Source organism: Holophagaceae bacterium, assembly GCA_016720465.1.
Taxonomy (GTDB): domain Bacteria; phylum Acidobacteriota; class Holophagae; order Holophagales; family Holophagaceae; genus JANXPB01.
In genome coordinates, this window is record JADKKO010000001.1 from 227,546 (window position 1) to 251,231 (window position 23,686).

Genomic DNA, 23,686 nt, shown 5'->3' on the forward strand with positions numbered 1-23,686 from the left:
CCGATGAGCAATCCGGAAGAGGCCTGGAAGTCGCAACTAGACCAGCCAGACGAGGCCTTCTTCAGGACCTTCGCGGCGCGGATCCAGGCGCCGGACGGCGTCCGGGACGCGGTGAGGGAGGCGGTCAAGACGCTCATTCCCCTCATCGATTGGGACGCCTATCTGCCGAACGTGCCCCATGGCTTGATGGGCCTCCGGGCCGTGTTCCGGGTGCGCCCGCTGCTCGCCGAGAAAAGCTTCCACCGGATCCTCGCCACCCAGCTCCATGCCTTCGCCCACGAAGGGCGGCGGTCCGGGACGGGCGGCCTGGCTTCCATCGGGCGGGGCAGCGGCTCCTGGCGGAATGTGCGGGCAGCTATCGCGACAAAGCGGCCGGCCATCGCCTACGGCGAGATGCTCGGGATCGAAGCGCCGACGCTGGACGACTTCCTGGCTGTGGGCGCCTTGGTGCAGAACGATATGGCCAACGTCGGCCACAAAGCGGTGATGGCGCATCACCTGGGCGATTTGTTCCTGGCGCTGGAATCGCCCAAGGCCACGGGCAAGCGCATGTTGGCGCTGGCCGCATGGCTCGCCGCCACGGAACTCACTGACACCTTCTGGAACCAGCGGGCCGGCAAACGGATCAGGGAAGAAGCCCTCCGCGTGGAACTGCGTCCCGCGGGCTTGGACCCCGAAACCCATGCGGCGGGTGCCCGGGAGATCTGCGATCTGGGCTTGGTGGAACTCCTGGACCGCTTCATGGCCAGGATCCGCGACGGCATCGGCGGGGCTGACCTGTTGGCCATGCTGGCGCTGGCCGCCTCGGAAAAGCAATTGGACGCGCGGCGCGATCTGGAAGGGAAGACCACCTGCACGTTCATCTATCTCGCGACCCATGCCCTGAGGCAGATGGAAGGCGGGGACCCGAGGCTCTATGCCCAGGCGGCGGCCCTGGTGAATCTGTTTCCCACCGACGAAGCGGAAGGCCGCGTGAGGCCGAAAGCGCCGCGGCAGATGCCCGGGGATCTGGCCGCCGGTCTTCTCGACGCGATTCTCGATTCGGAACCGCCCCAGGCGATGCACCTGGCCCAATCATTGTTGGAGGCGCAGGGGCCGGAGGCGGTGCTGGAGGTCCTCGCCGAAGCCGCCAGCCAGAACGATCCCGCCTTCAATCACAGCCAGCACCTCCTCAGCATGGCGGCGTTGTTGGATCTCCTGCCCATGCTGCCGGACCATGCCCAATCCGCCCTGTTGATTGCGGTGGCGAAATCCCTCGCCAACAGCCAGGGCACCGCCGATCTGGGGCGGCTGGCGGAGCGGGCGCTGGGATAGCGCAGGGCCGCGATACGCGCGCATCTCAGTCACATCCGAATTTGCATTCAAAAGAATGGCTCTTCACGGATATGCGGGAAGTGGCACGTAGCGACTGTTTCAGTTAAGAGCAGGCACCGTGGCGTCTTAAAAACACCACGCGGAGGGTAGCGGAGATTGCGGAGGGAAGCGGAGGAAGTAAAGGGGCGGGTCCATCTTTGGCTCTTTCCTGGGTTTCCTATGTGCCACGATTCCGGCAACGGCATCCGGCCCTCAACCCCCACCTAACCTGATTAGAACGAAAGCCAGACTCTTTTCTCCGCTACCCTCCGCGCCTCCGCTGCCCTCCGCGTGGTTAGCTTTTCCCTCAATTCCGTGAAAAACCTTATTTTTAAACGCAATTTGTTATCAAAGCTTCGGCAATTCCGTCTTCCGGATGGATTCGAAGATGAGGCTGGTGGCGATGCGCGAGACTTCGGGCCGCGTGGTGAACGCGTCCAGCGCCAGGTCCCTCAGATGGTGCGCGTCCCGCACGGCCACGTGGATCTGGAAATCGTATTCGCCGGTGACGTGGAAGACCGCCAGGACCTCGGGTAGGCCCAGGACGTGCTTCCAGAAGGCTTTCACGATGGGGCGGCTGTGTTTCTGGAGCTGCACGGCGATGAGCGATTGCAGGCCGATGCCCATGCATTCCGGGTCCACCTCCGCATGGAAACCCCTCAGGGCGCCCGTCTCCCGGAGGCGCTGCACCCGTGCCAGGCAGCTTGAGGGGGCCAACCCCACCGCGGCGGCCAGCTCCTTGTTGGATCGCCGAGCATCCTTCTGTAATAGCACTAATAATTCGAAATCTATTCGGTCAAGTTCGATTTTCACGGGTAAACTCCGCAATCAATTCGGCTGAAACCAAATTGGGCGAAATCCACACTGAATGCAACCGAAACCGGCCCCGGAGGCTTCCATGGCGCACCAAGACCATTCCTTTGAAACCTTGGCGGTGCACGCGGGACGGGAAGATCTGGCCGCGCTCGGCGTCCATGCGCCCCCGCTGGACCTCTCCAGCACCTACCCCTTGAAGGACTTGGCGCGCGGCGGCGAGAGCCTGGAACTCATGGCCATGGGCGGCCAGGACAAGGACAATCCGGTCTACTCGCGCCTCTACAACCCCACCGTGGGGCGCTTCGAAGAAGCCCTGGCGCAGCTCGAAGGCGCCGATGCATCCGTGGCCTTCGCCTCGGGCATGGCGGCCATGACCGCCTGCCTGCTGGCGGCCAAACAACGGGGCGGCCACGTGGTCGCCGTGCGGCCGCTCTACGGCGGATCGGACCATCTGATCGCATCGGGCATGCTCGGCCTGGATGTCACCTGGGCGGAGCCGGATGGCATCCACGAAGCGCTGCGCTCGGATACGGCCCTGGTGATCGCTGAGACGCCCGCGAATCCAACGGTCACGCTGCTGGACATCGAATCGGTGGTGGCCCAGGCCTGCGGCGTGCCGGTACTCGTGGACTCCACCTTCGCCACGCCGGTATTGCAGAATCCGCTGAAGCTCGGCGCCACGCTGGTGCTGCACAGCGCCACGAAATTCCTCGGTGGCCACGGCGACGTGCTGGCCGGCGTGGTGGCGACCAATGCCGAATGGGCCACGGAACTGCGGAAGGTCCGGGTCATCACCGGCTCGGTGCTGCACCCGTTCGCCGCCTACCTGCTGCATCGCGGCCTTCCCACGCTGTCTCTGCGCGTCCGCGCGGCCCAGGCCGGTGCCATGGCCATCGCCCGGAAGCTCCAAGGCCACCCGGGCGTCAAGGCCGTCCACTATCCCGGCCTGGAGGGCGGAGATCCCCGCGGCCTCATCGGCACGCAGATGCGCGGCCCCGGTTCGCTCATCGCGTTCGAGGTCGAGAATTTCGAATTCGCCTCGGAGGTCATGGCGGGCGTGAAGCTCATGACGCCGGCGGTGTCGCTGGGCTCCGTGGACACGCTGATCCAGCATCCCGCGGCGCTCACGCACCGGGTCGTGGATGCGGAAGCCAAGGCGCACAGCGGCATCGGCGCCGGCCTGCTCCGCCTGTCCGTGGGGATCGAGGATCCCGAGGATCTGTGGGCTGACCTGGAGCAGGCCATCCTGAAGGCCATGGCCAAAGCAGGGGCGCACGCCTGAGCGTGGAGCGCTGGTACATTAGTGGCTCTGGAGGATTTCCATGGCCGCTGAATGCAGTTTCGATGTCGTTTCCAAGGTGGACATCACCGAGGTGAAGAACGCCGTGGCGCAGGCCATGAAGGAGATCGGGCAGCGCTACGATTTCAAGGGGTCCACGAGCGACATCGAGATGAAGGATGACGCCGAGCTGATCCTCAAGAGCGACGACGAGATCAAGCTGAAGGCTGTGATCGACGTGCTGCAATCCAAGCTCCACAAACGCGGCGTGAGCATCCGCGCCATGGAATACGGCAAGCTGGAGCAGGCCATGAAGGGTACCGTGCGCCAAGTGGTGAAGATCAACCAGGGCATCCCCGTGGAAAAAGCCAAGAAGCTCGTGGCGGCGCTGAAGGACAGCAAGCTCAAGGCCCAGGCCAGCATCCAAGGCGATCAACTGCGGGTGTCGGGCAAGGACAAGGACGTGCTGCAAGAGGCCATGGCCCTGTTCAAGAAGAACGACCAGGGTGTGGACCTGCAGTTCACGAACTTCCGAAGCTGAGCCGCGGATTAAAACCATCAACCACGGATGAACACGGATAAACACGGATAACAATGCCCAAGCATTAGGTTCGGGCCTTTGTCGGGATGCGCCTTCACGCAGGCCATTCGTGCGTTTTTCGGGCCTGTGACCCGGTGTGGGATGAGGAAGCGGTTTTCATCCGTGTTCATCTGTGTTCATCTGTGGTTCCAGTTTTTTCACTTGTCCATCAGTGGTGCCATGTCCCGTCTTGATCTGAGCCGCTATTTCCTGCCCATCGCGCCCAAGCTGGCCGCGGTGGAGGTGGAATTGCAGCGGGTGCTGCGCAGCGATGTGGCGGTGGCGGAAAAGCTGGCGGCCCATGTGCGGGGCGGGCAGCAGGGCAAGCGGCTGAGGCCAGCCCTCGTGCTGCTTGGATCCCGGTTTTGCGGCGTGGATTCGGAGCTCGAAATCCGCTTCGGCGCCATTTTCGAGCTCATCCATACGGCCACCCTGGTGCACGACGACATCATCGACCACGCCAAGCTGCGGCGCGGCAAGCCCACGCTGAACACCATGTGGGGCAACACCCTGACGGTGCTCTTCGGCGATCTGCTCTACATCCACGCCATGTCCAGCGCCATCCAGGGCCGCGATTGGCGGCTCATGGAGATCCTGGCTGAAGTCACCACACGGATGATCGAGGGCGAACTCATCCAGAACGATGTGCTCTTCAGCCTGGAGACCTCGCGCAAGGATTATTTCGACATCCAGGAACGGAAAACCGCGCTGCTGTTCGGCGGCTGCACCGAATCCGCCGCGGTGATGGCGAAGCGCGGCGCGGCGGATTGCGAAGCGCTCCGAAGTTACGGCCTGGAGATCGGCCGGGCCTTCCAGCTCACCGACGATCTGCTGGACTACACCGCCACCAGCGAGCAGTTGGGCAAGCCCGCCTTCAGCGATCTGCGGGAAGGCAAGCTCACGCTGCCCATGCTGAACCTCCTCGAGCGGACCCCGGATTCAGTGAAACCCATCATCGAGCGCATCTGGTCCAATGGCGAAGCCGAGCCCGTATCAAGCTCGGATGAAGCAGAACTGCGCGATCTGCTGGCGACCCATGATGCCCTCCAGGAAACCCGCACCCTGGCCCACAAATCGTCTTCAGCCGCCTCGGAATTGATTCGGGGGCTTGATGGCGACGCGGAAACGAAGGCCCTGCTGCTGGACATTCCAGAGGCATTGCTGGAGCGGACTAAGTAGGGTGCTGCCCTGCAGCAACCCGAAAATCTGGAGCGCGAATCAATCCCGATCACCGTGGATCGCGGAAGCTCTGTCTTTCCCTTGACTCAGGCAGACGCTGGGAGTATCAACCAGCAGGAACCAACCCATGCCAACATCTTGGAACGCCACATTTTCCTTATTTCGCTCTCTTTTCCAACCCCATTCCAGGCTCAAGACCTGGAAACCATCCATCCCCACCGTCCAAATGAGGCCTTTAAAAACCCTATACAGGCAGACAAGGATCAAAAGCTTGTCCAACTTCGGAATGGGGCGGAGTGGACTGAGGGGAATTATACTTTGGTATTATCCGGTGTTAATGTTAGGCCTATACCTATTCGCAGTGGCCCTTCATCTTTGTTTAACATTCCTATTACAGTCAAACCACCAATAACCGATCCTCCGACTGTTTGCGGTGTTACAAAATTATTTAATAGTTTCACTGTCGCTGTGGAGTGGAGTTCAATAATGAACACTGGCAATGTTATATCAAAATCGTTTGATCTTGATATAATTGTGCCAATTGGTAATTGAGGTTTTTATGAATACTCATACGATAATATTAATTTTTATGGGGGTCGCTGGGTACTTCCCAAACCCTGCTATATCCTCCCAAAGCAAGCCACCTCAAGACGCCGTAATTGGAGGCGTTGTAACTCCTTTAGTGAGCGGGAAGGTTCCCGGACCCCCGCCAAAACATAAGGAACGTAAGCCCCCTGAGGGCTTGGTCATGATGGTCCAGGGGTGGTGCCCGAGCGGGGACTGTTCTTTCTCCCGCATTGTGGAGGATATGGCCTTTAGTCATCCGAACCCCACCAAATTAGCGTACAAGGGCACCACCTTTGTTACGAAGGCGGAGGCGGCCAGGCTTTCTTATTATGGAAAATTCTATAATAATAAATTAGCCGATGGTACGGTGGAGAAACAGCCATGGAAATCGGGAGCTACATTTACTTTTTTAGTGCCAAATTCCACGGGTAATAAGAAGACCCAGCATAGACCTATAGGAATTGATAAAAATGGAGATTATTTTTATTATGGCGGTGCTTATGTCAAGCCTGATGAGAAAATTAGAATTCGTACAGATAATTGGATCAATCTAAATGATGACGGCTATTTCGTTCCCTTGCCCATCATAGAAAATCTTGTCGGATACAGCCTGACTTGGGAGCCTGGGAGACGCTTTGCGACGGAGCCTCATATCGTAAATCCCGCTCGAGTGGAGGAATTTCCGGATGATGGCGTTGCCGTGAGCTTCGAGGCGCACCAAGAGAAGGACGCCCTTTTCTGGAAAATCAGCGAGGCTACCCACGGCCTGTCAGCCATGGTGAGTGAGGACGGGGGGAAGACCTGGGTCTCCATTTACGAACCCAATAACCACAAATGGGAAAAGGTAGCAAAGGACGACCATTCCGCCACCGGCTCCTACCGGTGGAAGGAAGGCGAAAAGGGTTACCCCGATCAAGTTAGCGAGGACAGCGGCAAGACCTGGCATGAAGGAAAAAGCCGAACCTGGGATGTAAAAAAGGGCGATTATTTGTGGCCCGACAAGGGGCCGGAGATCAGCACCGATGGCAGAAAAACCTGGCACAGACCCTTCGATGCCATGGCCGAGTGCCCCGGGAAAGAACACGCCTTCGAGCTTCGTCAATCGTCCACGAATGGGGGAGTGCCGCTTCGTTTCCTATTTCAAGGAACCAGGGGGATGCGCGTTTTCTGGAAAATTTTTGAAATTGGAAAGGGTTGGACGGATGAATAAGCACTTGCATGCACCTTCAGAACGGCGGCATGTTCTCCCCAATCCCCACTCAACGGACTGGGCGTGATAGAACTTCACTTGCGCTGATTCATGCGAGCTTATTCACTTCGACCCTGAGCCCAAAGCCTGCCTTCACATCTCCCCCGTCTGCCCCGCCCGCGGATCAAAATTGATCCCCGCCCGCTTGATGGTCTGGATGAAGCTCTCTTTGTCGGGGCACTTCAGGTAGGCGTCCATGGCGGTGACTTTCTTGTCCTGGATCAGGTCCATCAGCACGTCGTTCATGAGCCGCTGGCCATAGGCCCGGCCCACCTGCATGGCGCTGGGGATCTGGAAGATCTTGCCTTCGCGCATGAGGTTCGAGATGGCGGGCGTGATGAAGAGGCTTTCCAGCGCCGCCACCCGGCCGCCGCCGACTTTTTTCAGCAGGATCTGGGAGATGACGGCCTTGAGGGCGTCCGCCATCATCACGCGGATCTGCTGCTGGCGATCGGAGGGGAATTGGTCCACGATGCGGTCGATGGTGCCCACGGCGCTCGAGGTGTGCAGCGTGCCGAACACCAGATGCCCCGTCACGGCGGTCTCAAGGGCGATGGCGATGGTCTCCAGATCGCGCATCTCGCCCACCGGGACGATATTCACCCCCAGAACGACGCCATAAAAAAAGTTCCAAACCCCACGGATTGGGCGGCAATGCTATTCACTGGACTTAGATGTTTGATCCGTCGGTTCTGGGGAAAGGCGTTCTTATGGGAGGGACTTCATAAGCCGCCCCGCTTCCGCGACCAGGGCCGGAAGCTCGGTCGAAACCACCTCCCACACGGTGTCATTGTCCAGGCCGAAGTAGGCATGTGCGAGGTGATCCCTGAAACCGCAGATCATCCGCCAAGGGATATCCGGGGAGGCATCCCTCAGTTCTTGTGGGATTTGCTTGGCGGCTTCGCCGATGACCTCCAGGTTTCTGATCACCGCGTCATAGGCCATCCCGTTGGCTTCAAATTCTTCCTGGGTCATGCCGTTGCTGTAGGAAAACACCTTGGCAGAAGCATCCAGGATGTCCTGCAGAAAGAGTTTCGGGTCACGCAACATGGATAAGGTCCCGTTCGATGACGGGCCGCAAGGTGGGTCTCACAGCTTTGGGGGTGACGAGATCGACTCTTGCACCCAGGATGCTCTCCAACTCGAATTGGAGCCCCATGAAGGCTCGGAAGCGCGTTCGCCCATCGAAGGTCACCAGAACATCGACATCGCTGTTTGGACCCGCCTCATCCCTAGCCACGGATCCAAAGATCGCAAGATCCTGAACGCCAAAGCGCTCCCTGATCCCCGGCAGGGCATCGTGGAGAATCTGCATCGCTTTCTGGCGGTTCATGGTGCGCCCCCAGGTTCATTGTGGGGCTGACGCCACCCCGAGCCAAACGCTATCCGTATTGAAACCCAATCTTCATCCCTTGCTACATCTCCCCCGTCTGCCCGGCCCTGGGATCGAAGTTGATGCCCGCCCGCTTGATGGTCTGGATGAAGCTCTCTTTGTCGGGGCACTTCAGGTAGGCGTCCATGGCGGTGACTTTCTTGTCCTGGATCAGGTCCATCAGCACGTCGTTCATGAGCCGCTGGCCATAGGCCCGGCCCACCTGCATGGCGCTGGGGATCTGGAAGATCTTGCCCTCGCGCATGAGGTTCGAGATGGCGGGCGTGATGAAAAGGCTCTCCAGCGCCGCCACCCGGCCGCCGCCGACTTTTTTCAGCAGGATCTGGGAGATGACGGCTTTGAGGGCGTCCGCCATCATCACGCGGATCTGCTGCTGTCGGTCGGAGGGGAATTGGTCCACGATGCGGTCGATGGTGCCCACGGCGCTCGAAGTGTGCAGCGTGCCGAAGACCAGATGCCCCGTCACGGCGGTTTCAAGGGCGATGGCGATGGTCTCCAGATCGCGCATCTCGCCCACCAGGACGATGTCCGGATCTTCGCGCAGGGCCGCCCGCAGGCCGGATTTGAAACTCTCGGTATGGGTGTGGACTTCCCGCTGGTTGATGAGGCATTTCTTGCGGGGATGCACGAACTCGATGGGGTCCTCGATGGTGACGATGTGATCCATGCGCTGCTGGTTGGCGAGGTCGATGATGGCAGCGAGGGTCGTGGATTTTCCGCTTCCGGTGGGGCCGGTCACGAGCACCAGCCCCTTGGCCAGCAGGGCGAGCTGGCGGACGGGGTCCGGCAGGCCGAGCCGGTCCGGGTCCGGGATTTCATTGGGGATCACCCGGGCCACGAAGCCGGGCCCCACGCGGTCCTGGAAGAAATTCACGCGCAGCCGGCAGCCCCCCAGATCGAAGCCGAACGCGAAATCCGCGTCGCTCCGCGACTGGAATTTCCCCCAGGCGTCAGGGGTGGCCAGGGACTGCATCAGGTCCAGCAGTTGCGTCCGTCCCATGGGCCCGCATTCCCTGAAATCCTGCAACTCCCCATTGACCCGGAAGATGGGATTCTCGTCGCAGGTGCAGTGGATGTCCGAGCCCTTCCGCTCCAGCAGGGCGCTGAACAGCACCAGGGCCAGGGGATGGAGTTCCCGCGGCGCGGCGGGGCCGGCGAAGATGGATTCCACCTTAGGCGCTGGCTCCGGGGGCGGAGGCGGCGGGGGCGCAGGCTCCATGGCCGCCGGGGCCTTGGGTCTGGGCGCAGGCGAGGGGGCCAGTTCCAGGGCGATGGCTGGGGCGGGGGAAAGCGCCGCGAGGTCCGGCGAGGATGGCGGGTCCGACGGTGCGGCGCGTCCAAGCTCCACATCCACGAATTTGATGTCCTGGATTCCGCCGCCGGTGGGGAATCCGTCTTTGGGCTCGGCCTTCAGGCGGTTGCCGATGGCGGTGCGCTCCATGGCGATGCGGTAATTGACGCCTCCGTTCAGGTACTCGAAGGCGATCTGTCCCTGCTGGGACCATGCGTCCTTGTACTGCGGCGGGATCACTTCCTGGGTGATGTGTTCCAGCATGGTCGGGGGCAGGGCCTGGGGCAGCAGCGCCACGTTGCCTCCGCCGCTGAACTCCACGAAGGGAGGCTGGTTCGGCTCGATGCGCAGCGCGCGTCCGCCCCTGGTCACGATCTGCTGTAGGAGCTTGTCCAGCTGGGCCATGAGAGTCCTTTGACGGAGGGGATGAAGCATTCTTACATGGCGGGCACCGGGTCGTTCTCCGTCCGGCATAAAAGGTCGCTGCGCAGTGGCCGGGAATGTACTGGCCACTGCGTAACGGCCCTTAACGGAATACGGTCACAAGATTCCAAAAAAACGTTGGCGATTCCATCCCGGCTCTTAAACTGGACCTTTGGCCCAGGGTGCAGGATCCGCCTCCACGATCCCGCCGGGCACAACTCGGAGTGAGCATGAACATCCATGAGTTCCAAGCCAAAGAACTGCTCCGGCAGTACAAAGTTGCGACGCCGGATGGCCGGGTCGCGACCGACGCCGAGGATGCCCGGCAGATCACCAAGGCCTACGGCGGCCAGAGCGTCGTGAAGGCGCAGATCCACGCTGGCGGCCGGGGGAAGGGCGGCGGCGTGAAATTCGCCACCGACCCGGACAAGGCGGCGGAACTGTTCAAGCAGATGCTCGGCATGAACCTGGTCACCAAGCAGACCGGGTCCGAGGGCCGCAGGGTGTACACGGTCTTCATCAGCAACCCCGTGGACATCGACCGGGAGCTCTACCTGAGCTTCCTGGTGGACCGCGCCAGCTCGCGCATCACCATCCTCGCCTCCACCGAAGGCGGCGTGGAGATCGAGGAAGTGGCCGCGAAGACCCCCGAGAAGATCGTGCGGGTGGCCATCGATCCGGCGGTCGGCCTTTCGGCCTTCCAGGCCCGGGAAGTGGCCTTCGCCCTGAAGCTCGAAGGCGATGCGTTCAAGAAGGGCGTCATTTTCCTGCAGAACCTCTATCGGCTGTTCGTCGAGAAAGACTGTTCCATGGTCGAGGTGAATCCGCTGGTCGTCACCAAGACCGGCGATGTCATCGCGCTGGACGCGAAGATGGGCTTCGACGACAACGCCCTCTTCCGCCACCCGGACATCCTGGCCTTCCGCGACCTGAACGAAGAGGCTCCGGAGGAAATCGAAGCTTCCAAATTCAACCTCAATTTCATCAAGCTCGACGGCACCATCGGCTGCATGGTGAACGGCGCGGGCCTGGCCATGGGCACCATGGACATCATCAAGTACCACGGCGGCTCTCCGGCCAACTTCCTGGATGTCGGCGGCAGCGCCACCGAGGACGCGGTGATGAACGCCTTCCGCATCATCCTGCAGGACAAGGCCGTGAAGGGCGTGATGGTCAACATCTTCGGCGGCATCATGCGCTGCGACATCGTGGCCGGCGGCATCGTGAAGGCCGCGAAGCAGATCGGCATCCAGGTCCCCGTCGTGGTGCGCCTCGAAGGCACCAACGGCGAGGAGGGCAAGAAGATCCTCGCGGAAAGCGGACTCAACCTGATCGTCGCCGAGGGGCTCGAAGACGCGGCCAAGAAGATCGTCGCAGCGACGAAATAGCAGCCCATGGCCCAGGACCTGAAAGCCCAGTACGACGCCCTGTACCAGGAGTACCAGGACGTCATGTACAAAGGCGCCTGGCGCCTGGGCTGGAGCTTCTTCTTCGTGCTCGTGGGGCTCCTCCCCATGATGTATGTCTTCATCTGGCTGGCCGGCCCGCGGACCTGGGAAGCCACACTCTTCCACGCTCCCAAGATCATGTGGATCGCGGCGCCCCTCAACCTCGGAATCGTCGTGTTGCTGCTCTCCCGCCTCTACAAGAGGAATCTGGAGCTGGACGCCATCAAGCAGGATTACCTGGCCAGGCTCCGCGCCCTGAAATCCAACCTTCCATCCGAACCGAAGCCGGTCCCGGATCCAGCGCCAGAGCGGGATTGGGATACCTTTCAGGATGATCCACTGCCCTGACTGAACTCCCGCCGCAAAGCCCAAACTCTTCGACTCTTCGACTTTTCAACTCTTCAACTCTTCAACTCTTCAACTCTTCAACTCTCAAGCCCCAGATTCAATTTCCCAGCGGAGTCTCCCATGTCTGTTCTCGTCGGCAATAACACCAAGTTGATCGTGCAGGGCATCACCGGCCGGGAGGGCCTCTTCCATGCCATCGGCTGCCGCGATTACGGCACCAACGTTGTGGGCGGCGTCACGCCAGGCAAGGGCGGCACGGTGGTCGAAGGCTTTCCGGTCTTCAACACGGTCCAGGATGCGGTCAAGGCGACCGGCGCCAACGCGACGATGATCTTCGTGCCGCCCAGCGGCGCGGCCGACGGCATCCTCGAAGCCCTGGAGGCGGGCATCGCGCTCATCGTGTGCATCACCGAAGGCATTCCCGTGCTCGACATGATGAAAGTGAAGCGGGTGCTGCCGGACTACCCGAAGAGCCGCCTCATCGGTCCCAACTGTCCCGGCGTGATCAGTCCCGGCCAGGCCAAGATTGGCATCATGCCCGGCCGCATCCACCTTGCGGGCAACGTCGGCGTGGTCAGCCGCTCTGGAACCTTGACCTATGAGGCCGTGGGCCAGCTCACGGCCCTCGGCATCGGCCAGTCCACCTGCATCGGCATCGGCGGCGATCCCATCAACGGCACCAGCCACATCGACGCGCTCAAGCTGTTCAACGACGACCCGGACACCCACGCGGTCGTCATGATCGGCGAGATCGGCGGCAGCGCCGAGGAGGATGCCGCCGCTTGGGTCAAGGCCAACATGAAGAAGCCCGTCGTGGCGTTCATCGCGGGCCAGACGGCCCCTCCCGGCCGCCGCATGGGCCACGCCGGCGCCATCATCAGCGGGGGCCACGGCACCGCGGCCGAGAAGATGAAGGCCCTGGAAGCCGCGGGCATAACGGTGGTCCAGAGCCCCGCCGACATGGGCAAGGCCATGGCGCAGCGGCTGGGCGTGAAGGCCTGAAACCGCGAAAGACGCGAAAGTCCGCGAAAAAAGTGGGGTTTGAATGCTCATCTCGCGCGAAATGGTGCTCCAGCAGGACATCGGACTGAATGCCACGCTGTTCGGCGGGGTCATGATGGCGCGCATGGACAAGGCCGCGGGCATCTGCGCGGGACTGGTGAGCCACAACCGCGTGTTCGTGACCCTCAAGGTCTCGGAGCTGTTCTTCCACAGCCCCGTGCGGGCAGGGGAGATCATCGAGTTCTACGCCACGGTGACCCGGGCCGGGACCACCTCCATCACCGTGCAGCTTGAGGTGCGGGTCTACAGCCCCGTGAGCAACGCGCGGCGCGATGTGACCAGCGGCGAATTCGTGATGGTGGCCACCGACGACAACAGCCACCCCGAACCCATCCTTTGGAAGCCGGAGATGCTCAAGGAAGCGACGGCCGAGCCCAATGCGGCCGCCAAACCCCGGCGGCGGAAGCCCTGACACTAAGTTGCGTTCAAAGAAATAGAACCACCAAGCCACAAAGGGCGCAAAGGGACTCGTCATGTGCGAGCTTCGCAGATGAAATTCAGGTGGCCCGGCGGCGGGCTCACGCTTAGGTGTGATCCGCGCCGGGCCACCTGAATTTGCGGGCCTTCGGCCCGCAGGCGCTACGCGCCTCGCGAAGCGATTTTGAGCCGGAATCAGCCATGTTGGAGCTTGGTGTTTTCTTGGTGTCTTCGTGTCTTGGTGGTGAATTTTTATCTTTTCGAATGCAAATTCGTGTGAGGGGGCGGTCCTCATTTCCGGTTGAAGGCCTCCAGGATCCGCTGCATCGAATCCCGCTCCGGCCCTTTCGGCTCGGCCTCGACCGCCTTCTGCAGGGCCCATCGGGCTTCCGGGGTGCCGATGCCCTGAAGGGCCTTGGCCACGCCCATCCGGATCTCGAAGGTCTCGCTGCTGGTGCCGAAGAAGGTCTTCTTTTTCTTGAGTAATTCGGCGAGGGCGGGGACCGCGGCCGCGGCCCCGAGGTCTCCGAGGGTTTCCAGGGCCTTGAGCCGCAAGCGCTCCGGCGAACGGCGGTCCTCCGCCAGTTCCAGGACCGCCGGCGCGCTCGCGGCCGTCTTGATTTGCCCCAGCGCGAAGAGCACCTCGAACTTGGTTTCGGGATCCGTTTCCTTCAGGATGCCCAGGAGATGCGGTTCCGCGGCGGCGCCGCCCAGTTTCCACAGGGCCCTCACCGCGGCGCGGCGCACCCGGCCATCGGTGTGGCGCAGCAGCGGCACGATGGCCGGCAAGGACCCGGCATCCCCGATGTCGCTCAATAGATTCAAGGCATTCCGGACGATGAACCAGACATCCGAGCACATGCCTTCCTGCACCGCATCCACCGCCGCGGAGCCCAGGACCCGCAGGGCTTCGAGCAGGCGCCCCCGGCGGTGGCGTTCGGTCTCCTCGCCCAGTTTGGCCATCAAGAAACCAGCCGCCACCGGGCCCAGCCACTCCAGGAAGGGGAGCACTTCGGCGGTCAGATGCACCTTGTCCAATTCGAACAGCAGTTGCAGGATGCGCTCCACGCAATCGCCTCGCACCAGCCGCGCCTTCAGGTTTTCCAGGCCTTCCTGGCGCCAATCCTGGATTTCTTCGTGGATGCCGCAGAGGTCCTGCAGTTCCATGACGCAGGTCTGGGCGGCGCCGAGGTCCCCGCGGATGACCATGGTCCCCAGGATGATGCTCAGGGCTTCGGTGGCCACTTGATGGATGGGCGCGGAGGTTTCCACGGCGAAATGCGCTTCGAGTTTCTGGGTGAGGGGGCCCTCGGTGCCGGGCGGCAGGCCCGGCTCGCGCATCCAATGGGCGACGCCGGCCAGGGTCTGGGTGGCCGCGAGGCGGAGGTTCTGGTCTTCCACCGTCAGGGTCTCCAGCACCCGCTCCAGGACGCGCTGGAAGGCTTCGGTGCGGTCATGTTCGAGGAGTTCGCGCAGGAAGGCCAACCGCTGTTCAAGGTTCAGTTCCCAGAGCTGCCGGCTCTCCAAAGCCCGGACCACCTTGGCTTCGAGGGTCAGTGCTTCCCAATCCAGCCGGCGCAGCAGCGACTCCGCCAGATTGCCGTCGTAGCCGAGCTGCCGCATGTGGATGGCCAGGGCCCGGACCATGGATTCACGCTCTGGCAACGGCCGCAGCACGTCCTGCAGGGGGCCTTGCAGAAGGTTCCAGGAATAGCCCTGGCCCAGCAGCGTGGTGCCCGCTGCGGCCAGGATTTCCGGGGCCAGTTCCCGGATGCCCAGGGCCAAGCCTTCGGGTTGGCCGGGCAGGGTGGGGATGCCTCCCAGGAGGCTCAACTGGGCCTCCGGAGGCAGGCTCAGGAGGACTTGCCGGAGGACGCTCAATTGGGCCGCGGAAGGCATGCCTTCGCCGAGGCCGAGCTGGTAGCCCATGGCTCCCAGGTTGCCGAGGAAGGCCGGCTGCAGGGTCGCCAGGGCCAATCCGTCGCCGGTGGCCATGGCGCCGAGGATCTCCCCAAAGGCATCCCGGATGATGCTCATCAACTGCTCGGGCGGGCCCAGGAGCAGGGAAAGTTCAAGGGCTTCGGCCGCTTCGAGGCTCATCCCGCCTCCTGCGTCCTGTTCCTGGGCAGGTTCCTCCGCTGGCGGCTCCTCGGCGCTGTCTCCCGATTCCTTGCCGGATTCCGCTTTGGAGCCTGGTCCCGAGTCATCCTCTCCGTCCTCTTCGCCGCCTTCCCCCACTTCCTTGTACCGGGTGAGGCTCACGCGGATGCGCGTGATGCCCGCCCGCTCGAGGATCGGTCCGGGGCCTCCCAGCTCCTCGATCTTCGCGGGCTTCAGCAGCAGCAGGTTCAGCATGGCCAGCAGGTCGGCGCCATCCATGTCCCGCTGGATGATGAATCCCGCGATCATGCGGTCGGAGAACCGTTTGGCCAGCGCCTGGAGGTGGGGACTCGCTCCCTCCACCTTCACGCCATCGGCGAAGACTTTGTCCCTGGCCACGGCCAGATGGAGGGAGGCTTTTTCGGCGATCCACTCCACCAGGGAGTCCTTGGCCTCCGCCAGCGATTTCTGGGTCCTGGGGTGCTGGGCCGTATACATCTGCAGGGCCTTCAGCGCCACTTCCAGGGCCTTGGCTGTTTCGATGAAGGTGGGCATAGGCGTCAGTCCCCCATCAAGCGCATGCGTAAAAGAGCCTTCACTTCGTCTTTGGTTTCTATTTCAAGGGCCAGGGCCATGGCTTCCCGGGCCTCCCGCGTGCCGATGGCCCCCAGGGCCCGGGCGGCGGCCATCCGCAAGGGAAGGGGCTCCAGGCGGCCCAGGAAGCCTTTCTTCTTGAAGAGTTTGGAAAGGACGGGCACCACCTCGGGAGACCCGATGGCGCCCAGCGATTCCAACACCGTCTGGCGCAGTTGTTCAGCCTCGGGACCGGTGGCTTTTCCATCCTGGAGGAGTTCGACCAGGGGCGACACGGCCCTGGGGTCTTTCAGATCGCCAAGCTGGGCTACGAGTTCGAGCAGGGTGTTCGGATCGGCGGCGGGCATGGCCGCGATCAGCAAGGGCACCGCCCGGTCGGCATTCAACAGCCCCATGGACTTGGCGGCCATCCGCCGGACCCGGGCGTCCTTATGCGACAGCGTGAGGGCCACGTCATCGAATGCCGAGCTTTCGCCGATTTCCCCGAGCAGTGAAACCACATTCCGCACCAGGTACCATTCGGGCGCGGCCAGGGCTTCCCGAAGCGGCAGTTCGGCCTTCGGGCCGATGGCGCGGAGCGCGTCCAGGAGCTTGTAGCGTTTGGGGCGGTCCTCCTCCTGCCCCAGCCGGTAGACCAGGTGGCGCGCCGCCGGTTGGCCCAGGAGGCCCAGGAGCCGGTTCAACTGGGAAGCGGCCGGCTCCGCCTGCGGCTGGTAGATGAGCGGCAGCAGCGCATTGACGTTGCGCGCCCCGGCCATCCGCAGGTAGAGGTCGTGCAGGGCCTGGGAAATCTTGGTGCCGCCTGCCCTGGTGGCGCTCGCCACCGCGAGATTCAGGATGTTCTCCACCTGGCGGCTGGCGTAGTCCAGGTCAGGTTTCACCATGGCCTGGGAGACCATGGTTTCGATGCCCTGGCACATCCATCCAAGCGCTTCGGGGTCCATCTCCAGGGTGATGTGCTTCGCCAGGAGTTCCCGGAGCTTGATGTCGTAGTCGAGGGGAAGGCCTGGATCGATGATGCACTCGGTGAGATCCGCGAAAACCTGGGCGGCCTTGCGCCGCGGGGGGTCTTCCTGGCCCCAGAGCGCTTCCTCCAGGGCTTTCCAGAAGGTCTGGAATGCGTCCAGCCGTCCGCTGCGGATGGATTGGCGGCAGATGCTGCCGATCTGGGAGGACTCGAGATCCATCAGGCCCTGGTCCTGCACCGCGAGATTCAGCTTGGTGTCGGTGCCCTGGCATTCCCAGCGGATATCCGCGTAGAGGGCTTCCAGGTCCAGGATGTCCCAACCTTCGAATTGCAGGCGCCCTCTCAGGGCTTCAAGGCTCATCTCCCGGTCTTTCACGCAATGGAGCAGGGTGGCCACCAGGAGGGCCAGTTGGGGGCGGGGTGGGCGGAGGCGCAATTCCACTTCGGCCACGGTCTGCGCCAGCAGTTCCGGCGCCAGATAGTCCATGGCCCGCTGCAGGGCATGTTCGCCCGGCGGGAAGACCGGCAGGCCCAGCAGGATCGAGCCTTGGCTGGTGGGCGGAAGCGACCAGAGGGCCTGCCTCAATGCATCCCTGAGCGCCACGAAGTCCTCGCGGTTCAGCTCGTGCAGTTCCCCCGACCCTTGCAGGGCCGCGAGATCCGCAAAGCGCAGCTCGGATTTCTTGAGGACTTCCAATTGATCCGTCGACCAGGGCGCTGATGCTTTCGGCGGCACCGATTGCGCCGAGTCCGCGATGGGCCCGAACAGTTCCGCCAGCCGCTCATTGAGGGGCGGCAGCACCACCGGCGGGGGAACCGCGGAAACCGCTGGGGCCGGCGGGTCCGCATCCTGGGAGGGATTTGCGGAGAACACGGGCGGCATCGGCAGGGCTTCCTCCGCCGGCTGCTCCGGTTCCGGCAGGGGGTCCCCGAGCAGGGCCTTCAAGGTGTCCCGGGCAGAGGTGAGCTGGGAGGATGCCTTGGGCGTCGCGGGCAGGGGGGGCGGCGCAGCGGGCGGCACGTCGAACACGGAGGGATCCCACTCGGGCGGGAGGGGCCGCGTCAGCGCCCGTGGCGGTGTCGGCAGCTCCATGGGCACATTGGCCAGCGGCATGGTGGTGAGCACCGGGATGGGCGGCGGCGTGGGGACGCGGGGGGGCGTTGGGATGGGTTCCAGCGCGGGGAGCGGCCGCATGGGCACCGGTTCCATGGGAACCGGCCGGCTCAGCCCGCCGACCCCGGAGAGCGTGATGCCTTCGTTCAGCAGGATGTTCGGCATCTCGGACGAGAAGGTGGTCGGACCGCCCAGTTCCACCAATCGCTGCGGCTTGAGCTGGAGGAGGAAAAACAGGATGCGGAGCTCGTCCTCATCCATGCCGCGCTCGAAGCTGATGCGGTGGATGCGCCGGTCGATGAGGGACTGGGCCAGGGAGGTGACGGCCTGGGGCGGGCCATCCATCAGTTGGCCGTTGGCGAGCAACTGGAAGCGACCGCGGGATTGGAACACGTCGATTTCCAAGGAACCCGAGAAATCCAGCTGTTCCGAAAGCGCCTCGAACACGGCCTGCAAGGCCTGGCCGGCCTTGGGATCGTCCGGCGCGTAGAGCTGAAGGAATTTCAGCGTCCGCTGGAAGATCTCCAGCAATGAGAGGTGGGCGCTCATGGAACCAGGCTCTGGGTTGCGTCGGCGGGGGAGGGCTCCATGGGCTCCCTCCATTCCCGGCCGAGCTGCTGGTAGTGCGCCCGGAGGAAGGCGAGCCGGCGTTCCGCCTCCGCTTTGCCAGGAAGTGTGTTCATGCTCGCGGCGATGACTTCGCAGAGCTCCAGCCAGGCCTCGCCGCGCAGCAGGATGTCTTCGGTGGTGATGGGCTGGAACGCGCCGCTGATGCAGCCGAAATGGATGAGGCTGGCAGCGCCCAGCTTGCTCAGCTTGTCGCAGTCCCAGACGCAGGCGGTTTCGATGGGCGCGAGCTTTTTCGTCAGCCGCAGGCCGACGTGGTGCTCGATGGCGTGGCAGACCGCCGGGATCTTCGCCTGAGGGAAGTCGGTGCCACGGAGGATGGTGGAGACTTCGGCCGCCGCATCCGCCGCGTGGGTGTCCTTGGAGAAGGGGTCTTTCAGTTTTTTCCGGCAGTCATGGAGCCAGAGGGCGCACTCCACGATGTCCGGATCCGCCCCCACCTGCGGGCAGAGCCACCGGCCCAGCTTCACCGCCGCGGCGGTGTGCTCGAATCGGTAGTTGAAGACGGGCCGGGCTTCGCCCTCGACTTGATGGGCGATGCCCCAGAAGCGGATGGAATCCGCGTCCGAGAAGGCCCGCAGGTCGGCCTCGCAGCGCGCCCGCCAGGCTCGCGGCACCGCCTTCGCGGGGCCTTCCCCGGCAGCCTCCGGCCCGGGGCCGGAGGCCCCCTGTTTCATGCCATTGGCTTTCGCCCTGGGAGGGTTCATGCCTGGAATTCTCGCATATGGAGCCGCAGCGCTTGAAGGGAAAGGCTGATTTCCTCAAACATAGGCCGGTCCCGCCATACGGCGCAGGATTCCGAAAGTCTCGACATCAGGGGTTGCAGTCCCGCCGCCGGGGCGAGTCCCACCAGGCGGACGCCTTCCAGCGCCATCCGGGCTTCGATGGCCAGCACCTGTTCCAGGCCGTCCACGGCGCGAGTCAGCTTGCGGGCGGCGATGGGCCCCATGCTGACGTGATCCTCTTTGCCGGCGCTCGTGGGGATGCTGTCCACGCAGGCGGGATGGGCCAGGCCCTTGAGCTCCGAAACCAGGGCCGCCGAGGTGACGTGGGCCATCATGAAGCCCGATTCCAAACCGCCGTGTTCCGTGAGGAAGGCCGGCAGATCGCTGGTGGCGGGGTTCACCATCCGTTCCTGGCGGCGCTCCGAGATGCTCGCGAGGTCCGCGCAGATGATGGCCAGCACATCGCAGGCGAAGGCCGGGTACTGGCCGTGGAAGTTGCCGCCGGAGCGCGACTCCTGGGTGTCCGTGAAAATCATCGGGTTGTCCGTGGCGCTGTTCAGCTCGCGCTCCAGGATCCCGCCGGCGAAGCCCAGGGCGTCGCGGGCGACCCCATGGACCTGGGGCAGGCAGCGCAGGGAATAGGCGTCCTGGACGCGGTGGCAGTCGCGATGGCTGTCGGCGATCTCGGAGGTCGGGCCCAGGATGCGCCGCAGGTTCGCGGCCACCTCGATCTGGCCGGGATGGGGACGCGCCGCATGGATGCGCGGGTCGAAGGCGGCCCGGGATCCCCGCAGGGCCTCCAGCGACAGCGCCGCGACTTCGTCCGCCAGAGCCGTGAGATCCCTCAGCCTTTGCAGGGCCAGGCAACCTAGCGATGTGATGAGCTGGGTGCCATTGATAAGGGCCAGGCCCTCCTTGGCCTGCAACTGGATGGGATCCAGGCCCTCGGCTTTCAACGCGTCTCCGCCTGGAATCTGTTTGCCGCCGCGCCAGGCGAGGCCTTCTCCCACGAGCAGCAGGGCCATGTGCGCGAGCGGGGCGAGATCGCCGCTGGCGCCGACGCTGCCCTGGCAAGGGACGACCGGCAGAACATTCTGGTTCAGGCAGGCGGCGAGCAGATGGATGGGTTCGGGGCGGATGCCGCTGTGGGCCCGCAGCAGGCAGTTGATGCGCGCGGCCATGAGCGCGCGTGTCTGGTCCAGGGGCAGCGGTTCGCCCACGCCGGCGGCGTGGCTGCGGATGAGGTTGAGCTGCAATTGTTGAAGCTGGTCCGGCGGGATCACGACCGTGGCGAACTGTCCGAAACCCGTGTTGATGCCGTAGACCGTGCGGCCCTCCGCCAGGATCCGGTCGATCACGCGGCGGTTCTCCGAAACCGATGCGAGCGCTGAGGGGGCGAGTGAAACGGCCTCCCCCGCCGCAATGCGGGACAGTCCTTCGGCATTCAGATCCAGGCCATTCAATTCAATCATTTTTCTACCCGTAAACAGCCATTCTAGCTGGTTTCAACGGGCTCGACGGGTCTCAGAGCGTGTCTTGAAATTCCACAGCGCCCCGCTGGGAGCGCCGGGCTCCATCAACTGGGCACGCTGGCGCCACGGTGCACGTTGCGCAGCGTCAGCGCCAGCACCAGGCCCAATCCCACGGTGGCCGTGGCGATGAAGTAGGGCGACGCATAGCCCCATTTCGCGAAGGCGAAGGTGCCCACGGCGGGGCCGATGATCCGGCCCAGCCCCTGCATGGCTCCCATGGCGCCGAACAGGCTGCCCTGTTCCTCGGCGGGAGTGAGCTGGGAAGCCAAGGCGCTGGTGGCGGTGCTGTTCATGCCTGATCCCCAGGACAGGGGCACCATCAGGAGCAGGAAAGGCCATTTCCAGGGCGAGGAGGGAAGGAATGGCAAGGTGCAGGCCATCAGGGCGAGACCTGAAAGGACCGCCACCCGCTCGGGAATCCGCTTGCTCACCACACGGACCAGTCCGCCCTGATACAGGACGATCAAAATGCCGATGAAGGCGAACAGGTAGCCCACCTCCCGCTGGCCGAACCCGAAGCGCGCATGGGCCAGGAGGCTGAAGGTGCCCTCCATCATCGCGAAACCGGACATGGCGAGCAGCGCGATGAATAGCAATTGCGCCATGCCAGGCGTCCTCAACGCGACCATCAGCGCGTGCCCGCGGCTCTCTTTGGCCTTGGCCATCGCGCGCAATTCGGGTGTGAGCGTTTCGGGCAGCCAAGCCAGCACGAAGGTCGCTGCCAGGAAGGACAGGCCTGCGGCCACGAAGAAAGGCAGGTGCCAGCCGTGCTGCGCCAGCATGGATTCGCCGAACTTCGAGCCTGCCAGCACACCCGCCAGGGCGGGGCCGATCACGAAACCCAGGCCAAATGCCGCGCCGATCATGCCCAGCAGCCGAGAACGTTCCTCGGGCTTGGACCCGTCCGTCATGGCCGCCTGCGCCACGGCGATGTTGCCGCCGGTGATTCCGTCCAGGACCCGGGCCGCGAGCACCCATTCAAATCGCATGGTGAGGGCCATCATCAGGTAGCCGACCGCGGATCCCATCAGCGAGATCCAGAGCACCGGCTTCCGGCCGACCTGGTCGGAGATGCGCCCCAGAATCGGGGTGGCGATGAACTGCATCACCGAAAAGCTGATGAAGACGACGCCCGCCCAGAATGCGCCGACATCCTGCAGGCGCATCCAGCCCGTCACGGCCTGCATCCATGGGGCCTCTCCCTGGGCCGCGATGGATTCGGCGTAGAGCGGCAGGATGGGAATCACGATGCCGAATCCCAGCAGATCCATGAAGACCGTCAGGAAGATGGCCATTCGGGCTTTTCGATCAGTCATCCGTGTTCTCCAACCTTCAAGGATACCGGGCCGATCAGGGAATCAGGAATGCTCATTCCTCGATTTCGAGACGGCAGCCATCGGGGTTGAAGTGGCAAGTCGAAAAGTCGAAAAGTCGAAAAGTTGAAAAGTTGAGGAGTCGAGAGCTTCAAGCCACACTCTTTTAACTTTTCAACTTTTCGACTCTTCGACTCTTCGACTCTTCGACTCTTCGACTCTTCAACTCTTCAACTACGATCACGCCCACCTGAACCGCTTCACCGCGAGGCCGAAGCAGAGGGCGGTCCAGACGAGGATGATCCCGAGTCCGGCAACATGGCTGGTGAGCGCCGCGCCATCGTTGTAGACGGCCCGGAGCGCCTTCAGGAAGGGCGAGAGGGGCAGGGCGATGACGGCCTGCTGGAGCCATTTCGGCGCCGCATCCAGGGTGAAGTAGACGCCGCTCAGGAACATCATCGGGAAGAACAGCAGGTTCGAGATGGCGGCGTAGGTTTCGCTGGTCTCCGCGAAACTGGACAGCGCGAATCCCATGGCCATGAAGCAGGCCGTGCCCGCCACCATCACCACGCTCAGCAGGACGTAGGACCCCTGGTTCTCGATACCGAACACCAGGCGTCCGACGATGAGCAGGAAAATGGTCTGGATCAAGGTGACGGTGAGGCGGTGCATCACCTGGCCCATGAGGAAGATCCACTTGGGGAGCGGTGTCACGGCGAGCCGGCGGAATTTCCCTTTTTCGCGGTAGCTCACATTCACCATGCCCACGGCGAACAGCCCCATGCTCATCAGGTTCATGCCCAGCAGGCCCGGAAGCAGGAAGGCCGCGTAATTGGCCGCCTTGGCATGGCCCGGGCTCTCGGTGCTCACGGGGATGAGCTTCGGCATGGGCTGCCCCTGAAGCTGCGATTGCGAGATGAGAAAGGCCTGCTGGACGATCTGCGCAGTCATCTGGCCCTGGGCCACGAGATAGCTGTTCACCTTCATGCGGAAGCCGTCGCCGGCGGGTTCGACCTGCACCGCGGTCTCGCCCTTGGTCCACCTGGCTTCGGCCTCTTCCGGCGGCAGCGGGATCAGCTTCGTGGGAAAGGTCTCCAGGGTCTTCAGCAAGGCCACGTCCTTGGGCGCCATCTGGACCGGTTGGACCCAGACAACGCTCAGCTTCGGGGCGTCGCCGCCGCGGAAAATCACGCCGAAGCCGAGCAGCATGAGGACGGGGAAGGCGAAGGTCCAGAACATCGCCACCCGGTCGCGGCTGTAGAGTTTCCATTCCATCAAGAACTGGCGCCAGAGAAGCATGTTCACCACC

Annotated in this window: 20 protein-coding genes; 9 read left to right on the plus strand and 11 right to left on the minus strand. The window is 63.2% G+C overall.

From position 1 onward, the window contains the following. The first annotated feature begins 3 nt into the window (after positions 1-3). Positions 4-1,314, plus strand: a complete 1,311-nt coding sequence (locus tag IPQ13_00970) for a hypothetical protein (GenBank protein MBL0209478.1) — start codon at positions 4-6, stop codon at positions 1,312-1,314. 387 nt (positions 1,315-1,701) lie between these two features. Here the strand turns inward: IPQ13_00970 and IPQ13_00975 are convergent, their stop codons facing one another. Continuing rightward, positions 1,702-2,160, minus strand: a complete 459-nt coding sequence (locus tag IPQ13_00975; protein MBL0209479.1) for an Lrp/AsnC family transcriptional regulator — start codon at positions 2,158-2,160, stop codon at positions 1,702-1,704. 91 nt (positions 2,161-2,251) lie between these two features. Here IPQ13_00975 and IPQ13_00980 point away from each other — a divergent pair, with 91 nt between their 5' ends. From IPQ13_00980 to IPQ13_00995, 4 genes are all read left to right on the plus strand, one after another. Next, on the plus strand, positions 2,252-3,451 hold the full coding sequence (locus tag IPQ13_00980) for an aminotransferase class I/II-fold pyridoxal phosphate-dependent enzyme (protein ID MBL0209480.1): 1,200 nt from the start codon (positions 2,252-2,254) through the stop codon (positions 3,449-3,451). Between the two features lie 40 nt (positions 3,452-3,491). Beyond that, the gene (locus IPQ13_00985) at positions 3,492-3,989 is read left to right on the plus strand and encodes a YajQ family cyclic di-GMP-binding protein (protein MBL0209481.1); all 498 of its coding nucleotides are present in this window, start codon (positions 3,492-3,494) and stop codon (positions 3,987-3,989) included. Between the two features lie 219 nt (positions 3,990-4,208). Then, entirely contained in the window at positions 4,209-5,207 is a 999-nt protein-coding gene (locus tag IPQ13_00990; GenBank protein ID MBL0209482.1) for a polyprenyl synthetase family protein, read from the plus strand. Between the two features lie 808 nt (positions 5,208-6,015). Then, complete coding sequence (locus IPQ13_00995; GenBank protein ID MBL0209483.1) at positions 6,016-6,984, plus strand: hypothetical protein; 969 nt, start codon at positions 6,016-6,018, stop codon at positions 6,982-6,984. A gap of 132 nt (positions 6,985-7,116) precedes the next feature. Here the strand turns inward: IPQ13_00995 and tadA are convergent, their stop codons facing one another. The 4 genes from tadA to IPQ13_01015 form a co-directional block, all read right to left on the minus strand. Next, complete coding sequence (gene tadA, locus IPQ13_01000; GenBank protein MBL0209484.1) at positions 7,117-7,602, minus strand: Flp pilus assembly complex ATPase component TadA; 486 nt, start codon at positions 7,600-7,602, stop codon at positions 7,117-7,119. Between the two features lie 129 nt (positions 7,603-7,731). Beyond that, positions 7,732-8,073 (minus strand): DUF86 domain-containing protein, encoded by a 342-nt coding sequence (locus tag IPQ13_01005; GenBank protein MBL0209485.1) that lies wholly within the window; start codon positions 8,071-8,073, stop codon positions 7,732-7,734. Further along, the gene (locus IPQ13_01010) at positions 8,063-8,356 is read right to left on the minus strand and encodes a nucleotidyltransferase family protein (protein MBL0209486.1); all 294 of its coding nucleotides are present in this window, start codon (positions 8,354-8,356) and stop codon (positions 8,063-8,065) included. The genes IPQ13_01005 and IPQ13_01010 overlap by 11 nt, the downstream gene beginning before the upstream one ends. Positions 8,357-8,438: 82 nt before the next feature. After that, positions 8,439-9,635 (minus strand): PilT/PilU family type 4a pilus ATPase, encoded by a 1,197-nt coding sequence (locus IPQ13_01015; GenBank protein ID MBL0209487.1) that lies wholly within the window; start codon positions 9,633-9,635, stop codon positions 8,439-8,441. A 725-nt stretch (positions 9,636-10,360) separates the two neighbouring features. Between IPQ13_01015 and sucC the strand changes: the two genes are divergently transcribed. From sucC to IPQ13_01035, 4 genes are all read left to right on the plus strand, one after another. Then, on the plus strand, positions 10,361-11,518 hold the full coding sequence (sucC, locus tag IPQ13_01020) for an ADP-forming succinate--CoA ligase subunit beta (GenBank protein ID MBL0209488.1): 1,158 nt from the start codon (positions 10,361-10,363) through the stop codon (positions 11,516-11,518). Between the two features lie 6 nt (positions 11,519-11,524). Continuing rightward, positions 11,525-11,926 carry a hypothetical protein gene (locus tag IPQ13_01025; protein ID MBL0209489.1) on the plus strand — a complete coding sequence of 134 codons (402 nt, stop codon included), beginning with the start codon at positions 11,525-11,527 and terminating at the stop codon, positions 11,924-11,926. Positions 11,927-12,046: 120 nt separating this feature from the next. Further along, positions 12,047-12,928 (plus strand): succinate--CoA ligase subunit alpha, encoded by an 882-nt coding sequence (gene sucD, locus IPQ13_01030; protein MBL0209490.1) that lies wholly within the window; start codon positions 12,047-12,049, stop codon positions 12,926-12,928. A gap of 43 nt (positions 12,929-12,971) precedes the next feature. Next, positions 12,972-13,400 carry an acyl-CoA thioesterase gene (locus IPQ13_01035; GenBank protein ID MBL0209491.1) on the plus strand — a complete coding sequence of 143 codons (429 nt, stop codon included), beginning with the start codon at positions 12,972-12,974 and terminating at the stop codon, positions 13,398-13,400. Positions 13,401-13,696: 296 nt separating this feature from the next. Here IPQ13_01035 and IPQ13_01040 read toward each other — a convergent pair whose 3' ends face one another. The 6 genes from IPQ13_01040 to IPQ13_01065 all read right to left on the minus strand — a co-directional run bounded on the left by IPQ13_01040 (position 13,697) and on the right by IPQ13_01065 (position 23,676). Then, positions 13,697-16,060, minus strand: coding sequence for a HEAT repeat domain-containing protein (locus IPQ13_01040; GenBank protein ID MBL0209492.1), 2,364 nt, complete (start codon positions 16,058-16,060; stop codon positions 13,697-13,699). Between the two features lie 5 nt (positions 16,061-16,065). Next, positions 16,066-18,729 carry a HEAT repeat domain-containing protein gene (locus tag IPQ13_01045; protein MBL0209493.1) on the minus strand — a complete coding sequence of 888 codons (2,664 nt, stop codon included), beginning with the start codon at positions 18,727-18,729 and terminating at the stop codon, positions 16,066-16,068. Beyond that, on the minus strand, positions 18,726-19,514 hold the full coding sequence (locus tag IPQ13_01050) for an HD domain-containing protein (protein MBL0209494.1): 789 nt from the start codon (positions 19,512-19,514) through the stop codon (positions 18,726-18,728). Before IPQ13_01050 ends, IPQ13_01045 begins: the two co-directional genes overlap by 4 nt. Beyond that, positions 19,511-21,004, minus strand: a complete 1,494-nt coding sequence (gene hutH / locus IPQ13_01055; GenBank protein ID MBL0209495.1) for a histidine ammonia-lyase — start codon at positions 21,002-21,004, stop codon at positions 19,511-19,513. Before hutH ends, IPQ13_01050 begins: the two co-directional genes overlap by 4 nt. 104 nt (positions 21,005-21,108) lie before the next feature. Then, a complete protein-coding gene (locus IPQ13_01060) occupies positions 21,109-22,380 on the minus strand; it encodes an MFS transporter (GenBank protein MBL0209496.1) in 1,272 nt (423 codons plus the stop codon). A 237-nt stretch (positions 22,381-22,617) separates the two neighbouring features. Then, positions 22,618-23,676 carry an ABC transporter permease gene (locus tag IPQ13_01065; protein MBL0209497.1) on the minus strand — a complete coding sequence of 353 codons (1,059 nt, stop codon included), beginning with the start codon at positions 23,674-23,676 and terminating at the stop codon, positions 22,618-22,620. Positions 23,677-23,686: the final 10 nt, after the last annotated feature.

Bases quoted from the DNA above. Each gene is read 5' to 3' on its own strand.
- sucC (MBL0209488.1), top strand. From the start codon at position 10,361: ATGAACATCCATGAGTTCCAAGCCAAAGAACTGCTCCGGCAGTACAAA.
- hutH (MBL0209495.1), bottom strand. From the start codon at position 21,004: ATGATTGAATTGAATGGCCTGGATCTGAATGCCGAAGGACTGTCCCGC.
- IPQ13_01035 (MBL0209491.1), top strand. From the start codon at position 12,972: ATGCTCATCTCGCGCGAAATGGTGCTCCAGCAGGACATCGGACTGAAT.
- IPQ13_00970 (MBL0209478.1), top strand. From the start codon at position 4: ATGAGCAATCCGGAAGAGGCCTGGAAGTCGCAACTAGACCAGCCAGAC.
- IPQ13_00990 (MBL0209482.1), top strand. From the start codon at position 4,209: ATGTCCCGTCTTGATCTGAGCCGCTATTTCCTGCCCATCGCGCCCAAG.
- IPQ13_01040 (MBL0209492.1), bottom strand. From the start codon at position 16,060: ATGCCCACCTTCATCGAAACAGCCAAGGCCCTGGAAGTGGCGCTGAAG.
- IPQ13_00995 (MBL0209483.1), top strand. From the start codon at position 6,016: ATGGCCTTTAGTCATCCGAACCCCACCAAATTAGCGTACAAGGGCACC.
- IPQ13_01050 (MBL0209494.1), bottom strand. From the start codon at position 19,514: ATGAACCCTCCCAGGGCGAAAGCCAATGGCATGAAACAGGGGGCCTCC.
- IPQ13_01025 (MBL0209489.1), top strand. From the start codon at position 11,525: ATGGCCCAGGACCTGAAAGCCCAGTACGACGCCCTGTACCAGGAGTAC.
- IPQ13_01060 (MBL0209496.1), bottom strand. From the start codon at position 22,380: ATGACTGATCGAAAAGCCCGAATGGCCATCTTCCTGACGGTCTTCATG.
- IPQ13_01015 (MBL0209487.1), bottom strand. From the start codon at position 9,635: ATGGAGCCTGCGCCCCCGCCGCCTCCGCCCCCGGAGCCAGCGCCTAAG.
- IPQ13_01010 (MBL0209486.1), bottom strand. From the start codon at position 8,356: ATGAACCGCCAGAAAGCGATGCAGATTCTCCACGATGCCCTGCCGGGG.
- IPQ13_00985 (MBL0209481.1), top strand. From the start codon at position 3,492: ATGGCCGCTGAATGCAGTTTCGATGTCGTTTCCAAGGTGGACATCACC.
- tadA (MBL0209484.1), bottom strand. From the start codon at position 7,602: ATGCGCGATCTGGAGACCATCGCCATCGCCCTTGAGACCGCCGTGACG.
- IPQ13_01045 (MBL0209493.1), bottom strand. From the start codon at position 18,729: ATGAGCGCCCACCTCTCATTGCTGGAGATCTTCCAGCGGACGCTGAAA.
- IPQ13_00980 (MBL0209480.1), top strand. From the start codon at position 2,252: ATGGCGCACCAAGACCATTCCTTTGAAACCTTGGCGGTGCACGCGGGA.
- sucD (MBL0209490.1), top strand. From the start codon at position 12,047: ATGTCTGTTCTCGTCGGCAATAACACCAAGTTGATCGTGCAGGGCATC.
- IPQ13_01005 (MBL0209485.1), bottom strand. From the start codon at position 8,073: ATGTTGCGTGACCCGAAACTCTTTCTGCAGGACATCCTGGATGCTTCT.
- IPQ13_01065 (MBL0209497.1), bottom strand. From the start codon at position 23,676: ATGCTTCTCTGGCGCCAGTTCTTGATGGAATGGAAACTCTACAGCCGC.